Annotated in this window: 11 protein-coding genes; 6 read left to right on the forward strand and 5 right to left on the reverse strand. The window is 56.5% G+C overall.

Features of this window, described 5'->3' with window-relative positions; genetic code table 11:
- Positions 1–66: 66 nt before the first annotated feature.
- The gene (locus tag HZB23_00005) at positions 67–1,653 is read left to right on the forward strand and encodes a peptide chain release factor 3 (GenBank protein ID MBI5843031.1); all 1,587 of its coding nucleotides are present in this window, start codon (positions 67–69) and stop codon (positions 1,651–1,653) included.
- A 68-nt stretch (positions 1,654–1,721) separates the two neighbouring features.
- Here the strand turns inward: HZB23_00005 and HZB23_00010 are convergent, their stop codons facing one another.
- Positions 1,722–3,371, reverse strand: a complete 1,650-nt coding sequence (locus HZB23_00010) for a hypothetical protein (GenBank protein MBI5843032.1) — start codon at positions 3,369–3,371, stop codon at positions 1,722–1,724.
- A 54-nt stretch (positions 3,372–3,425) separates the two neighbouring features.
- Positions 3,426–3,614: a hypothetical protein gene (locus HZB23_00015; protein MBI5843033.1), complete on the reverse strand. Its 189-nt coding sequence runs from the start codon at positions 3,612–3,614 to the stop codon at positions 3,426–3,428.
- A gap of 585 nt (positions 3,615–4,199) precedes the next feature.
- On the opposite strand from HZB23_00015, the gene nifJ reads away from it, so the two are divergent.
- From nifJ to HZB23_00040, 5 genes are all read left to right on the forward strand, one after another.
- A complete protein-coding gene (gene nifJ / locus HZB23_00020; GenBank protein ID MBI5843034.1) occupies positions 4,200–7,823 on the forward strand; it encodes a pyruvate:ferredoxin (flavodoxin) oxidoreductase in 3,624 nt (1,207 codons plus the stop codon).
- A gap of 193 nt (positions 7,824–8,016) precedes the next feature.
- Entirely contained in the window at positions 8,017–9,018 is a 1,002-nt protein-coding gene (locus HZB23_00025) for a (Fe-S)-binding protein (protein MBI5843035.1), read from the forward strand.
- Positions 9,015–10,535, forward strand: a complete 1,521-nt coding sequence (locus HZB23_00030; protein ID MBI5843036.1) for a sigma 54-interacting transcriptional regulator — start codon at positions 9,015–9,017, stop codon at positions 10,533–10,535. The genes HZB23_00025 and HZB23_00030 overlap by 4 nt, the downstream gene beginning before the upstream one ends.
- Positions 10,536–10,701: 166 nt before the next feature.
- Positions 10,702–11,661, forward strand: a complete 960-nt coding sequence (locus HZB23_00035) for a hypothetical protein (protein ID MBI5843037.1) — start codon at positions 10,702–10,704, stop codon at positions 11,659–11,661.
- Positions 11,662–11,695: 34 nt separating this feature from the next.
- The gene (locus tag HZB23_00040; GenBank protein ID MBI5843038.1) at positions 11,696–12,403 is read left to right on the forward strand and encodes a glycosyltransferase family 2 protein; all 708 of its coding nucleotides are present in this window, start codon (positions 11,696–11,698) and stop codon (positions 12,401–12,403) included.
- A 32-nt stretch (positions 12,404–12,435) separates the two neighbouring features.
- Here the strand turns inward: HZB23_00040 and HZB23_00045 are convergent, their stop codons facing one another.
- Genes HZB23_00045 through gmhB form a run of 3 tightly spaced genes read right to left on the reverse strand, consistent with a single transcriptional unit; the run spans position 12,436 to position 15,869 of the window.
- Entirely contained in the window at positions 12,436–13,149 is a 714-nt protein-coding gene (locus HZB23_00045; protein MBI5843039.1) for an aspartyl protease family protein, read from the reverse strand.
- Positions 13,133–15,310 carry an ATP-dependent RecD-like DNA helicase gene (locus HZB23_00050; protein MBI5843040.1) on the reverse strand — a complete coding sequence of 726 codons (2,178 nt, stop codon included), beginning with the start codon at positions 15,308–15,310 and terminating at the stop codon, positions 13,133–13,135. Before HZB23_00050 ends, HZB23_00045 begins: the two co-directional genes overlap by 17 nt.
- Positions 15,311–15,314: 4 nt before the next feature.
- The gene (gene gmhB / locus HZB23_00055) at positions 15,315–15,869 is read right to left on the reverse strand and encodes a D-glycero-beta-D-manno-heptose 1,7-bisphosphate 7-phosphatase (protein ID MBI5843041.1); all 555 of its coding nucleotides are present in this window, start codon (positions 15,867–15,869) and stop codon (positions 15,315–15,317) included.
- Between the last annotated feature and the right edge of the window lie 161 nt (positions 15,870–16,030).

Here is a 16,030-nt window from a genome sequence, read left to right on the forward strand (position 1 = left end):
GGGGAAACCTTTTTTTCAAAAAAGGTTTCCCCTCCCTCCCCCGCAAATCCTCTCTCGCATTTTTATATGAACGAGCTGCAAAAAGAGATAGCCCGGAGAAGAACCTTCGGCATCATAAGCCATCCTGACGCGGGCAAGACCACGCTCACGGAAAAATTCCTGCTTTTCGGCGGGGCCATCCAGCTTGCGGGTGCGGTGCGGGCGCGCAAAAGCTCGCGCTACGCCACAAGCGACTGGATGAGCATCGAAAAGGAGCGCGGGATTTCCGTCACCACCTCGGTGATGAATTTCTCGTACCGGGATTTCGACGTCAATCTTCTGGACACCCCCGGCCACCAGGATTTTTCCGAGGACACCTACCGGGTGCTCACCGCAGTCGACTCGGCCCTCATGGTGATAGATTCCGCAAAGGCCGTGGAGACCCAGACGGAAAAGCTCATGGCGGTGTGCCGGATGCGCAACACCCCCATCATCACCTTCATCAACAAACTTGACCGCGAGGGCATGGAGCCCCTGGACATCATCGCCGACATCGAGGAAAAGCTCCAGGTGGAGTGCGCGCCCCTTTCCTGGCCCATCGGCATGGGAAAGGGTTTCGCCGGGGTTTACGACCTTTATAAAAAGCGCATCAGGCTCTTCCGTCCGGGAGCGGACAGGCGGGACGACGACGAGGTGGTGATAGAGGACCTCTCCGACCCAAGGCTTGACGACTACGTCGGGAAAAGCGCGGCGGAAAAGCTCCGGGAGGATGTGGAGCTTCTGGAGGGCGCGGCTGACCCCTTTGATCTCGATCTTTACCTTTCCGGCACCCAGACCCCGGTTTTTTTCGGCAGCGCGGTGAACAACTTCGGCGTAAAGGAAGTGCTGGACGCCCTGGTGGAAATGGCCCCTCCGCCCCTTCCCAGGGCCGCCGCAACCCGCGTGGTGTCGCCCGACGAAGAAGCCTTCACGGGCTTCGCGTTCAAAATCCAGGCCAACATGGACCCGGCCCACAGGGACCGCATAGCCTTCGTGCGTGTGTGTTCCGGCCGGTTCACCCGTGGCATGAAGGTGATGCATCACAGAATCGGCAAGGAAGTGACCCTTTCCAATGCCACCATGTTCATGGCCCGCGAGCGCACCAATGTTGACGAGGCCTTTCCCGGCGACATAATCGGCCTTCACAACCACGGAACCATCAAGATCGGCGACACCTTTTCCGAAAAGGAGCCGCTGAAATACGTGGGCATTCCCAATTTCGCGCCCGAGGAGTTCAAGCGGGTGCGCCTCAAGAATCCGCTCAAAACCAAGCAGCTTGCAAAGGGCCTCACCCAGCTTGCCGAGGAGGGGGCCATACAGGTTTTCCGGCCAACGGATTCCTCCGACTACATCCTGGGAGCGGTGGGCGTCCTGCAGTTCGACGTCACAGCCTCGCGCCTTCTGGCCGAGTACGGCGTTGAAACGGTCTTCGAGACCACCAGCTACGCCGTGGCCCGCTGGGTGACCGCCGACGATAAAAAGGCCCTGGACCGCTTCACGTCCGAATTCCGCGCCCACATGGCCACCGACACAGAGGGGCGCCTCACCTACCTCGCCTCAAGCGACTGGCGTCTTTCCCACACCAAAGAAAACTGGCCGGAAATCCAATTCCACAGTACGCAAGAGCAATCATAGGCAGGGCAACAAGGCGTGTTATCCGCTGGCTTGAAGGATTTTTACATATTAATAAATCATTTTAATAGCTATGGAACTGCTATTAAAGGATGATGAGGATAACTTTGTTCATATTGTGCACAATAAACATTATCTTCAGCAATTAAACATGCGACAAATGGCAATCGTATTAAAATCGTACCAGCTTCATTGTTTTGTTGAAATTTTAATGGGTCTATTATAATTTCGCCGACTTTATGTTGGTTTGCCCAAAATAATTCTGGAATGCTAATTTCAGAAATCCAAAAAGTTTCTGGTAAATAATTCTCAATATCTTTTTTAACGTCACTGTCGGTGATGATATTTTTTAATGAATCAAGATATATATTTTTTTCACAAATAAAAGTTCTAATGATAAGATGTTTATTTTGATATGCATTATAAAAAAATCTTTTGAAATTGATGTCTGTTGTTTCAATAATATCCTGCAAGCCATCAACAACTCTATACAAACTTGATACCGCATTAGGCTCTATATTAAAACCATCTATTACGAATGATTTTTCTTTAGGATATATTAGTACAGCCATCATTTCTGTTTCACCAAAATTGGTATCCATACCATCATTCGGGAGATATTTTCCATTATTATCTTCTTTAGCTTTTTGCTGGATAGACACTCCCCTAAAAAAATCCGAGTTAATCAAATAATACGGTCCCCAATTATCATCTTGCACAACGAAGTTATCACACCACAAAACACTCGGCAAATAGTCTATATCCGTTGTATTTTCATCTGCAAAATAAAACTTTAATGAATATGGCCACCAACTATGCGCGTTAAAGGTGTGGCCAATTATTGCTATTGCATGACCTTCGTGGCCTGGATGCTTAAATAGCAATATTACTGGCAATCTCGATTCTATTGTATGGTACAACACTCTTAAAAATTCGAGTCTATTTTTTAATCCATTTAAATCGATAATGGTTGTAGATATTCCATCACATATTGATTCAATGGCTGTACAAATTTGATCAGGGTTTAATCCATCATTTCCCTTTTGCGATTTATGGTCTATTCCTAACTTTTCATTTATATCCTCTGCATAAACATTGCAAGCTAAACCTTTGGTAGTCATTTTTATGGCTGCATGCGCACAACAGTTGGTGTATCCATTTTGTTGCGAAAAATAATCACCGTTCAAAAAAATTGTGCGGCCATCAACTAAAATTTCGGTTTTATAATTATTTAATGTGATCCAATATTTATTATCATGTGGCGTAGGCATCAATGTTTCTGTGAGATACGAACGTCTAATATCTCTACCGTCAACAGTATGCAATATATCGCAATGGACAATACAAAAGCCTATTAGCGCATTTCCATCAATTTTTTCTGAAGGGTCACCATTTCTTTGCATATTAAGAAAAAATATTTTAGTGCACTTTTTTTCCACGAGCCTAAAACCATAGTCATCTAATGCCCCAATATATTTTTTACAGCTATTATATTTCTTCCCACAAAATTGTTCTGAACAATCTTCTCCCCCCCAAGTACATTCTTCGGTATATATATCTTTAAGCTGTCCATGCATCCTCATCAATGAGAGAACTCGCTGCAAAGGCCTTGGGGAACCAAACTTTTCGGCAAATTGAATGAAACTATTTTCCACCGCGATATGTCCAGGTTTCATATCATTGACCCCTAAAATTAAAAAAGAGGGCGGCTTTAATGCCATACCCTCTTTTTTAATTTTGCATTTTAGAATGAATTCACATGAGTCCCCGAATATTTATTCTTCAAGACCAACAGGCACGCGGCCATACTTCCGCTTTTCTGATTCACGAAAGGCCTTGCCGTCTTGCAATGCCTTTTCATACCGTGCGCTCATGGCTTTAAGTTTTTCTTTGGTTGCATCTTCTGTCGGGCGCATTTTAAACTTTCTTGCGTCCGACGTTATGCTTAGTTCTTTCTCACTCACCTTGCCACCTCCTCTCTGTTGTTGGCTTGTGTCTTAACCAGCACACAACCATCAAAATAGAATCGCCCGCTTACGCTCGGCACCCTATTGGGGTGAATTGCCTAATTGATTTTCTTTAATATGTCAAGGGGGAGTTTTCAACTGATTCAGTTTGAAGCCTTTAAAAAAAACTACTGGCTCGCAAAAAACTTATACCCACGCAATATAAGTTTACCAAAGCTCTCTGAAAAATACAAGTTTTTTATTTAATAGTTCTTGCTTTAAAATAAAGATGCTCTTGTGCTTCGCACCCCGGCAACGAGTTGCCGGGGCCACCCGCACCGGGGCAATCTGCATTTTCCATCAACTGCTGCTCTCCTGCCTTTTCACTGCCGACTGCCGACTGCCCACCGCCCACCGCCCACTGCCCACTGCCGCCCGCCGACTTTCCTTTCCGCCCGCCGTTTTCATCAAATTTTTGTAAAACACCCCACTTTGGTCTTTACAGGGGCGTCAGTCATGAAATAATATCGAAATTTTCCCCAAAGCGGAACCGGCGCTTTCGGGCGTTGGCCGCCATTCAACAAACAAGGAGGATTTTTCAAAATGGCCCCCAAGATGAAAACAATGGACGGAAACACCGCAGCCGCCCACGTTGCATATGCCCTCTCAGAGGTGGCCGCAATCTACCCCATCACGCCCTCGACCCCCATCGGCGAAACCGTTGACGAGTGGGCTGCCGAAGGCCGCAAGAACATTTTCGGCCAGGCCTTGCGGGTGCGCCAGATGCAGAGCGAAGCGGGAGCCGCAGGCGCGGTTCACGGCTCCCTCTGCGCCGGAGCCCTCACCTCCACATACACGGCCTCCCAGGGCCTTTTGTTGATGATTCCCAACATGTACAAGATCGCGGGCGAGCTTCTCCCGGCGGTCTTTCACGTAACGGCGCGCAGTATCGCCACCCACGCCCTTTCAATTTTCGGCGACCAGTCCGACGTGATGTGCGTGCGCCAGACCGGCTTCGCCCTTCTGGCCTCGGCCTCGGTGCAGGAGGTCATGGACTTGGGCCTCGTTGCCCACCTTGCCGCCATTGACGCATCGATTCCCTTTCTGCACTTTTTCGACGGCTTCCGCACCAGCCACGAGATCCAGAAAATAGAGGTGATCGACTACGCCGACATGGCGAAACTTGTGAACTACGGGGCGCTTGCCGAGTTCCGTTCGCGGGCCATGAACCCGGAAAACCCGACCCTTCGCGGAACCGCCCAGAACCCGGACACCTTTTTCCAGGGCCGGGAGGCGTCCAATCCATATTATGACGCCATCGTTCCCACGGTTGTGCAATACATGAAAAAGGTGGGGGCTCTCACTGGCCGCCCCTACAGGCCCTTCGACTACGTGGGCCACCCGGAAGCCGAGCGCGTGATCGTTGCCATGGGAAGCGGCTGCGAAACCATAGAGGAAGTTGTCAACAATCTCGTTGCAAACGGCGAGCGGGTGGGACTCGTGAAGGTGCGCCTCTACCGGCCCTTCTCAGCCGATCATTTCCTGGCCGCTCTTCCCGGCACGGCCACCGTCGTCACTGCCCTTGACCGCACCAAGGAGCCGGGCGCTTTGGGCGACCCGCTTTATCTCGACCTGTGCACGGTCTTTTCCGAGCGCGGCGGCGGCCCCGAGCTTCTGGGGGGTCGCTACGGGCTTTCCTCCAAGGAGTTCACCCCGCCCATGGTGAAGGCGGTTTTCGACAACATGAAAGCCTTTGGCCCCAAGAACCACTTCACCGTTGGAATCGAGGACGACGTAACCCATCACAGCCTGGAAACGGTGCCGGTGTTCGAGACAGCGCCCGAAGGCACCATCTCGTGCAAGTTCTGGGGCCTTGGCTCGGACGGCACGGTGGGGGCCAACAAGAGCGCCATTAAAATTATCGGCGACCACACCGACATGTTCGCCCAGGGTTATTTTTCCTACGATTCCAAGAAATCGGGCGGCATCACCATAAGCCACCTTCGGTTCGGCCATAAGCCCATCCAGAGCACCTACATGGTGAACAGGCCGGATTTCGTGGCGGTTCACAAGTCCAACTACGTGGCCCTTTACGACGTTCTGGAAGGCATGAAGGACGGCGGAACCTTTCTTTTGAATTCCGACTGGGGCATGGAAGACCTGGAGCGCGAGCTTCCCGCCTCGCTCAAACGCCAGATCGCGGCTCAGAAGATCAAGTTCTATAATCTTGATGCAGTCAAGATCGCCACGGAACTCGGCCTTGGCGGGCGCATCAACATGATCATGCAGACGGCCTTCTTCAAGCTCGCAAACGTCATCCCCTTTGAAGACGCCGTGAAGTACCTCAAGGCCGAAATCGACCACACTTACGGCAAAAAGGGCGAGAAGGTTGTAAAAATGAACTACGACGCGGTTGACCGCGCCGTTGACAACCTTGTGGAAATCAAGGTCCCGGCAGCATGGGCCGGTGCGGTGGACGCCGAAGCAGGCTGCTGCGACGGCCACGGGCACGCCCATGAAGGCTGCTGCCAGACCCACAGCCACGGCGACTGCTGTTGCGGAGACGAGCCGGAGTACGTGCAAAACGTGATGCGGCCCATTATGGCCCAAAAGGGCGACACCCTGCCGGTTTCTGCCTTCCCCCCGGACGGCATGTTCCCGGTGGGCACGGCGGCTTTTGAGAAGCGCGGCGTGGCCATGAGCGTTCCCGAATGGATTCCGGAAAACTGCATCCACTGCAACCAGTGCTCGATGGTGTGCCCCCACGCGGCCATCCGCCCGGCGCTTTTAAGCGACGAGGAAAAGGAAGCGGCCCCGGAGGGTTTCGACACCCTGCCCGCACTGGGGAAGGAACTGAAGGGCTTTCATTTTCGTATGCAGGTCAACACCCTTGACTGCCAGGGCTGCGGCAACTGCGCCGACATCTGCCCCGCCAAGAAGAAGGCCCTGGTTATGAAGCCCATTCACACCCAGACGGCCAAGCAGGTTCCCCTCCACGAGTTCGCCGTGGCGGTGCCCGCAAAGCCGGGCCTTCTGAAGCGCGACTCGGTGAAGGGCAGCCAGCTTTACACGCCTTTGATGGAGTTCTCCGGGGCCTGCGCGGGCTGCGGCGAAACCCCCTACGTCAAGCTCGTCACCCAGCTTTTCGGCGAGCGCATGATGATAGCCAATGCAACAGGCTGCTCCTCCATCTGGGGCGGCTCGTCGCCATCCACCCCCTACTGCGCCAACGAGGAGGGCTGCGGCCCGGCCTGGAACAACTCGCTGTTTGAAGACCCCGCCGAGCTTGCCTACGGCATGTTGCAGGCCGTGAACGCCCGGCGCGAGGGCCTTGTGAGCATCATGAAGCACGCCATGGAGCACGAGGTGCCCGATTCCGTCAAGGCCGCCATGGAAAACTGGCTGGCCAACATGAACGACGCGGCGGGGAGCAAGTCGGCGGGCGAGGAGTTGATCGAAACCCTCATGAACGAGGCCGAGGGCGAGAGCTACACAGGCGAGATTCTGGAGTTGAACGACCTTCTGACCAAGCGCTCCATGTGGGTGTTCGGCGGCGACGGCTGGGCCTACGACATCGGCTACGGGGGCTTGGACCACGTTCTGGCCTCCGGCGAGGACATCAACGTGCTGGTGATGGACACCGAGGTTTACTCCAACACCGGCGGCCAGAGCTCCAAGGCCACCCCTGCCGGGTCGGTTGCCAAGTTCGCGGCAAGCGGCAAGAAGACCGCCAAGAAGGACCTTGGCCGCATGGCCATGACCTACGGCTACGTCTACGTGGCCTCCGTCGCCATGGGCGCCAACAAGAACCAGCTCATGAAGGCCCTTTCCGAGGCCGAGGCCTATCCGGGGCCGTCTTTGGTCATTTGCTACGCGCCCTGCATCAACCATGGAATAAAGGCCGGCATGGGCAAGAGCCAGGAGGAGCAGGCCCTTGCTGTCAATTCCGGTTACTGGCCCCTCTACCGCTACAACCCGCTTCTGGCCGACGAGGGCAAGAACCCCTTTACGCTGGATTCCAAGGCACCGGACGGAAGCCTCTCGAATTTCCTTGCGGGCGAGGTTCGCTACGCATCCCTTGCCAAGAGCTTCCCGGAGGAGTACACCCGCCTTTCCGCTCTTCTGGCCAAGCAGGTGGACTCGCGTTTTGAGACCTACAAGCTCATGAACGACCCGGCCTCCGTCTGCGCCACGGACGCCAAGGCCGACGAGAAGAAGGACGCGTAAGCGTCAAGATGTTTGAGGTACAATGTGCAAGGGGGGGATTCCGATTATTATCGGAATCCCCCTTTCACGTTTTGGAGTGCCTTGTTCCCTCTTTCCCTCTTGCTTTTTTTGTGAATCCCCTTCAAAAATCCGGCGAGACATCGTACTGTAACGGGTCCGTTCAAACGGCTCTGTCAACGAGGAGGATTTCCCGATGCACCACCCGGACCGCTGCAATTTTTGCGGAATCTGTCTTTCGGAATGCAAATTTGTGGGAATTTCGGCGGAAGACGCCCCCAATGAAGTGAAAAAGCTGGCCGAAGGCGAGGCCCCGGACTGGCTCGACAAGTGCGTGACCTGCTTTGCCTGCGAGGAGCGCTGTCCCAACCAGGCGGGGCCGTTTTTCCGGCTGGCCGCGCGGATGGAGGAGTCGGGCCGCTACTTTTCGCCTGAGATGGTGGACGCCATGCACGCCCACTTCGCGGTGAAGGGCGAGTTCACTCCGCCCAGGGTGGCGGGCCGGGCCGCGAGCCTTTGCACCATCTACACCTTTCTGCCGCCCGAAACCTTCACCGGGGCGCTTTTCGAGGGCCTGCCGGTGCTGAAGGGGCGGTTTTTCTTCTGCCACATAGTCTATCTCCACATGGGAAACCTCACCCATTCCCAGGAGGAAGCACCCCGCACCATAGAAAGACTTGCGGCCACGGGCGCAAGCGAGATAGTATTCGTTCACGAAGACTGCTACGCCATGATAAAGGAAGCCAAGGACCGTGGCGCTCCCGTGCCGTTTAAACCAATTCATCTTTACGAGCACCTTTTGGAGCGCCTCTCGGAAAACCGAGCAAAAATCAGGCCGCTAAACATGAAGGCGGCCTTTCAGCGCCCCTGCGCCCAGCGTCTCGCGCCGGAAAAGGACGCCATCCTGGACGAGATTTTCGCCCTCATCGGCGTAACCAGGGTGGAGCGGAAATTCGACAGGGAAAACGCCATCTGCTGCGGAGAAAACCCCGGGGGAGCCCTTGCCGCAAGGGCGCCCCTCATCGAAATGCGCGGGGCCAACATAGAAGACGCCAGGTCAAACGGAGCGGATGCAATGGTCTTTCTGTGCCCTGTGTGCATCTCCGCCATGGGGCAACAGGTCCGCGACTCCGGGCTTCCCACGATATTTCTGGTTGACCTGTGCCGCATGGCCCTGGGAGAGATTGAAGTTCCATGAAAGACGTACTGGCCTGCCTCCACGAAATAGCCCTGGCCCTCACCGGGACCGACCTCAAACCCTCCCTCTACAGGGTGCTGGACATCCTCGCCGACGGAATGGGCATATCGCGCGGAGCCATCACCATATTGAACCCGGCCTCCCGCGAAATCCGCATCGAGGTCTCCCACGGGCTCTCGCCCACGGCGGTCAAAAAGGGCCGCTACAAGGCAGGGGAGGGCGTCACCGGCAGGGTCATCGAAACAGGCCAGCCCGCCGTGATCCCACGGGTCAGCAGGGAACCGCTCTTTCTCAACCGCACCGGCGAAACAAAACCCGACGGCCAGGAGACCTCCTTCATCTGCGTGCCGGTGATAAAGGGCGACTCCCCGGTGGGCGCGCTTTCCGTCTCCCTCTCCTACGACCCTGCCTACGACCTGGATCAGGCCGAGCACCTTCTCACCGTGGTGGCAGCCATGGTGGCCCAGAAGGCCGCCCACATGGAGGCCCTTGCCTGGGAAAAGGAGCTTCACCGGGAGGAATCTCGGAAACTGAAGGAAAAACTCGCCGGAAAATACTCCGTCAACAACATGGTGGGATCAAGCAACCGCATGAGGGAGGTCTTCCAGATGATCTCCCAGGTCTGCCGGAGCACCGCCACGGTGCTCATAAGGGGCGAATCCGGCACCGGGAAGGAACTGGCGGCTTCGGCCATCCACTATTCCAGCCCGCGCGCGGAAAAGGCCTTCATCAAGGTCAACTGCGCGGCGCTTCCGGTCAATCTCATCGAAAGCGAGCTTTTCGGCCACGAAAAAGGGGCCTTCACCGGAGCTGTCCGGCAAAAACCCGGTCGCTTCGAACTGGCCCACAAGGGCACCATCTTTCTGGATGAAATAGGCTCCATCGGCCCGGACACCCAGTCGCGCCTTCTGCGGGTCCTTCAGGAGCGCGAGTTCGAGCGGGTGGGCGGCGAAAAAACAATACGGGTGGACGTCAGGGTGATAGCCGCCACCAACAAGAACCTGGAACAGGCCGTGGAAGACGGCACCTTCCGGGAGGACCTCTACTATCGCCTGAATGTCTTTCCCATCTACATGCCCCCCCTGCGTGAACGGAAACCCGACATACTCTTGCTGGCCGAGCATTTCCTGTCCATCTACGCAAAAGAAAACAGGAAGGAAATCAAGCGCTTCTCGACACCCGCCATCGACATGCTCATGCAGTACCACTGGCCCGGAAACGTGCGGGAGCTGGAAAACTGCATAGAACGCGCCGTTCTCCTGTGCGAAAGCGGAGTCATCCACTCCTACCACCTGCCGCCCACCCTCCAGACCGGCGAGGAATCAGGCACCCTGCCCAACCGGGCCTTAGGGGACGCGGTAATATCCCTTGAGCGCGAAATGATAATCGACGCTTTAAAAAACACCCAGGGCAACATGGGAAAGGCGGCCCAACTCCTTTCCACGACGCCAAGGAAGTTCGCGTATCGGGCCCAAAAACTAGGCGTCTCCTTCAAAGACTACCGCCAGGGGGGCTGAGAGAGCGAGCTGCTGCGTTGTGCTTCTCTCAGCCCCCCTGGACGAGGCTTGAGGGCAAGGGGGCAAAAGAAAAAAGGAAAAAGTATTGGGTGTCGGCTTTCCTTGCGCGACGTTTTCCTGGCTGGGTTCTGATTTATTAATCATTTCGGGAGGGTTTTAATTCCTGATGGAAGCTGTTTTTTTCCCCCACACCTATGTTTCGGACGACGCGGCGAGGTTTTTCTCGGCCCTGTTCGGCCCGGTCACCGTTTTTCTGCCCACCGACCTGGACGTTCCGGGCAGGTCGCGCCTGGAAGGGCTGGCGGAGGAAAAGGCCCTGGCGCTGGCATTTCCGTTGAAGGAGATAACGGACAGGGCGGCCCTGGCCTCGGCGCTTCGGGACGCGCATTCAGCCGTGAACCGGGGGCTTACCTCGGACGCGGCGCTCGCAATGGCCCTGTCCGGGCGCACCCCCTTCTACGACGACACCCATCCGGGAGCCATCCGGGATCAGGTGAGGGCGGATGGCGCTGTGAAGCAGGAGCCGGATCATTCCACCGAGCTTTTTCTCCATTCGGCCCAGAGCCTGGATTCCGCCCAGTACGAGGCCGCCCTGGCCCTTCTTGCGGTAAGGCTTAAGGAGGCCGCGCTCTTTCGGAAGCTGAACGGTGAGGATGAAAAGGGCGATCCTGCATCCTTCGTGGACGTGCCGCCCCAGGCCGCGTGGCACAGGGTTGACCGGCGCATGAAATTCTTCGGCAGGATGCTCCTGGCCTCCGGCGTCAGTCCGCAATTCCTGGTGACCCGAAGCAGGGAGGCCGTGGACATCCTGAGAGATGTCCACGGAGACTCCATCATACACGACGGAGAGATGGACGTCTCGATCCCCCCCACGGCGAATGAACTCCGCGCCGTGCGCGGCATGGCCGAGGGCCTTCTCAAAAAAGGGGCCGAGGGACGCGCCCCGCTTCCGGTCCCCGCCTTCGGAAGGCCGCCCCTGGATGAGCGCACCATAAAGATGAGGCTTTCCTTCGACGTTGCGGAAATGAACGCGGCGGCCCTTTTCGCGCCCCTTGCGGGAAAGCCCGCGCCAGCGGATGCTTCGGGGCGCACCGTCATTTGTCTCGCAAGCGGCCCTGATTTGTAACAGGCCCGGTGTTTTTGGGAAAGGCGGCGATTTTATGCGGGGACTTACGGTTTTTTGCCCGGTTTACAACGAGGAGGCCCTCATTGAAGGGAACCTCGCCCGCCTTGTGGACTTCCTGGAAAAAAGCGGGATCGGCCCCTTTGAGGTCATAATCGGCGAAAACGGCTCCACCGACCAAAGTCCCCGGATTCTTGAAGCCCTTTGCCGAAAGGACGACCGGATTTCCTGGTTTCATCTGGATGAAAAAGAGGTGGGAACCGCGTTTTCCGAAGGAATCAGAAGGGCGCGCTACGAGAGATTCGTCACGGTGGACATGGACCTGTCCATTGATCTCGATTTCATCAACCGGGCCGTGTCGCTTCTTGAAACCCACGACATCGTCATCGGCTCCAAGATCATGGGGAACCAGAAGCGCCCGTGGCTCAGAAAATCCGTCTCCAACCTCTTCATCATCCTGGCCCGGTTTCTGCTTGGAATAGGCTTTCACGATTATTCCATAGCCGCCAAGGCGTACAGGACCGCTTCCGCCCGCAGATACCTGGATTTCCTGGATAAAAAGACCTTCTACGTGGTGATAATGGTTCACCTCGCCACCGCCGACGGCCTTAAAATCACCGAAATCCCCGTGTCCTGCCACGATATGCGGGAAAGCCGCTTCAACCTTCTGCACGAGGGGGTCTACAAGTTCGGAAACCTGTTTCTGCTGTTTCTGCGGTCGGTGGTGCTGCGAAAAAGGGGATGATGGGCACAGTCTGAAACGGTTTGCGGTAAGTTTCACTCCCACCGTATGACGTGGTTGCCGAAGTCTATGGTGTAGTGGAGGCCGCCCAGGAAGCTCATGCCTAATAGGCCGCTGTAGCTTGCGCCCGAATTTGCCTGGGGCAGTATGATGACCTGAACGCCCCTTTTTGTCTTGGGGCCGACCCTTATGTGATCCAGGGTGGCAAGCCCTGCGGGTATAACCCCGCCGCCCGCCACCTGCATGGCCACCATCTCCGGGTCTTCTATGTTGAGGCGCTCGGCGGTGGCGATATCAATGGCCGTTACCTGGGCCCCCGTGTCCAGAAGAAGGTTTACGGTCACCTGGCGGCCCTGGTAGCTTAGGGTCACGGGAACGATCACCTGGCTGTTCGATATGGTGACCCTGGTTTCCTCCCGCTTTTTTATGGAACCCCGCCCCTCCTTCCTTTCCTTCTCGGCCCTTGCCTTGGCCTTCCGATCCTCCTTGCGCCGGGCGTCCCGCTCCCGCCTCTCACGGTCAAGCTCCTCCTTCTCCTCCGGGGTGAGGGCGTCGGTATCTTCGGAATAGCTTTTAACCGGGGCATTGCCGGCCTTGGGCACCTTGCTTGGGTCGTCGGTATAACGCACCTTGCCGTCTTTGTCCACGTAGCGGTAGAACTCGGCCTCGCCTTTGCCCGGAAGGATTGCCACCAGGAAGGCCGCCAGAAAAAGAAGCGGCAGGAGCTTTAAGCTAGGATGGCTCTTCATAGACAAGGTCCCTGTTGTCCTGAAGCCGTTCGCAAAGGCGCGTGAGGCGGCGGGCCTGGTGGTCGTTGGATATGGCCACGGAAACCGCCTTTTTTCCGCCCACCAGCACCAGGAGCTTGCGCGCCCGCGTGATGCCGGTGTACAGGAGATTTCTCTGAAGCATAACATAATGGCTTGTTGACAGCAACAATACCACCGCCGGATACTCCGAGCCCTGGGACTTGTGGACGCTTGTGGCGTAGGCCAGGGAGAGCTCGTCCAGCTCGGAAAAATCGTAGCGGGCAAAGCCGGTGTCGAAGCGCACCGTCAGCGCCGCGTCCTCCCGGTCTATGCCGGTTATCACCCCGATGTCGCCGTTGTAGATTTCCTTCTGGTAGTTGTTCCTTAGCTGCATCACCTTGTCGCCCACTTTAAACGACCGGCTCATCTTTTCCAGAAGCTCGCCATCGGGGTTTAAAACGGCCTGGAGGGCTGCGTTCAGGGCCAGGGTTCCGGCGGCCCCCTTGTGCATGGGGGTCAAGACCTGGATGTCGTTTACCGGGTCCAGCCCGAAGGCCTTGGGGATGCGCTCGGAGCATAGCTGGATCACGGTTTTCACCATGCGCTCCGGGTCGTCCTCCTCTATGTGGAAAAAATCCGGGTTCCGGTCGGCGGGCAGTGTTATTACGGATTTTCCCGCGTTCACCCTGTGGGCGTTCTGAACGATGAGGCTTTTTTCCGCCTGGCGGAAAATTTCCGTAAGCTCGAAAACCGGAACCCTGCCGGAGGCCATGATGTCCTTTAAGGCGTTGCCCGGCCCCACCGGCGGAAGCTGGCTTACGTCGCCCACCAGAAGCACCGAGGCGCTCATGGGCACGGCCTTCATGAAGTGGTGCATCAGAAAGGCGTCCACCATGGAGGCTTCGTCGATTATGAAGATGTCGGCCTCAAGGGGGTTTTCCTCGTTCTTGGTGAAAACCTCGTGGATGGGGTCGTAGGCCAGGAGCCTGTGGATGGTGACGGCCTCCCTTTTGGTGACCTCGCTCAAGCGCTTGGCGGCCCGGCCCGTGGGGGCGGCCATGCGGATCCTTTTCCCCATTCCGTCGCAGACGTGAGCTATGGAATTCACAAGCGTAGTCTTGCCCGTTCCGGGGCCGCCCGTTATAACGCCGAAACGGCATGAAACAGCGCGGGCCAGGACGTCCAGCTGGCCCGGTGAAAGCTCTATGGCCATGCGGCGGTTGACCTCTTCCAGGAGCCGGTTTTTATCGGTATCCGCCCTGTGTTCGGGCACTGAGAGAAAGGCGGCGAGGCGGCGGGCAAGGCCGGTTTCCACGGCGTGGAAGGTGGGCAGGTAAACGGCGCGCCCGGCCTCCGGCAGGGGGTCGGCTATAATTTTGCCTTTGAGTATCAGGCGGTTGGCGGCCTCGGCCACGACGCTTACTTCGGCGTCCACAAGGCGGGCGGCGGAATCGTAGAGGTCGGTTTCCGGAAGGTAGAAATGGCCGTTTCCGGCTGCCTGGGAAAGGGCGTGGAAGATGCCCGCCTCCATGCGCACGGGCGCGTCCTTGGGAATGCCGAGCTTGCGGCCTATGGCGTCGGCGGTGACAAAGCCTATCCCCGAAACCTCCAGGGCCAGCCTGTAGGGGTTCTGGCGAAGGACCGAGATGGTTTCATCGCCGTAGGTGGCCATTATGCGGCCCGCGTAGCCTGGAGTGATGCCCTGGCCGGTGAGGAAAACCAGGGTCTCCCTCTGGCTTTTTTTGGCCTTCCAGTCCTCCATCATAAGGGCCAGCTTGTTTTCGCCTATGCCCTTCACCTTTAGAAGCAGCGACGGATTTTCATCCATCACGTCAAGGGTCTTGTCCCCGAACTTGTTGACGATGCGTTCGGCCAAAGAGGGGCCAAGGCCCCTGATGAGGCCGGAGCCCAGGTATTCCCGTATGCCGTCGGCGGTGGCTGGCATGATGACCTGGAAGCTTTTGACCTTAAACTGCCGCCCGAATCGCGGATGGCTCTCCCACTCGCCCGTCACCCGAAGGCTTTCCCCCACGTCCAGCCGCCCCATGTTGCCCAGAAGGGGCACCAGGCCCTCGTCTTCGGTATCCAGGCGGGCTATGGTGAAGAGGTTTTCCTCGTTGTGAAAGGTGATGGCCGCAACCCGGCCTGTCAGTTCGGGCATGATCTCAGGCTCCGTTTTGGCTTGCGATCCATTTTGCCGCAGCAAGAAGGTCGTCGCAGAAAAGATCCACCCGGATGTTTTTTTCCATGCACTCGGCCCGGGCCTTAAGGCCGTTTCCGGTGGCCACCAGAACCGTTTTTCCGATCCCCGCGCGGCCCGCCGCGTCCATGTCCTTGGCGCTGTCGCCGATCATGAAGGCGTCTTTCGGATCGATCCCGTATTTTTTTGCGGCGGAAAGAATCATCCCCGGCTTTGGCTTTCGGCATTCGCAGCCGTCTGCGGGCTTGTGGGGACAGAAGAAGATGTCCGTTATCCCGCCGCCCGCCTCTCTTACGGCCTTAGCCATGTTTTCGTGGGTTCGGGAAAGGGTTTCAGGCGCTATCATGCCCCGGCCCAGAATGGACTGGTTGGTGACGATGACCAGGGAAAAGCCCGCGTCTTTCAACATTGCCAGGGCCTCAAGGCTTCCGCTCAAAAACTCGAATTCCTCCCAGGTCTTGACGTACTGGTCCGAATCCCGGTTTATCACCCCGTCCCGGTCGCAAAAAACGATCTTCAATTTCTCTCCCCAAGGTTAAAAGCAAATTCCCGGCTTGCCGCAACCTCTGTATTTATCCGCAATAAAGCCGCCATACTTTTGCTGTGGGCAGCGCCCCCTTCCGCCCCGGTAAGGGCGATCACAAGCTGGTGTCTGGTGTCTGAAACAACCAATAGCACCTC

This window comes from Deltaproteobacteria bacterium (assembly GCA_016235345.1).
In the GTDB taxonomy this organism is placed as follows: domain Bacteria; phylum Desulfobacterota; class Desulfobacteria; order Desulfobacterales; family Desulfatibacillaceae; genus JACRLG01.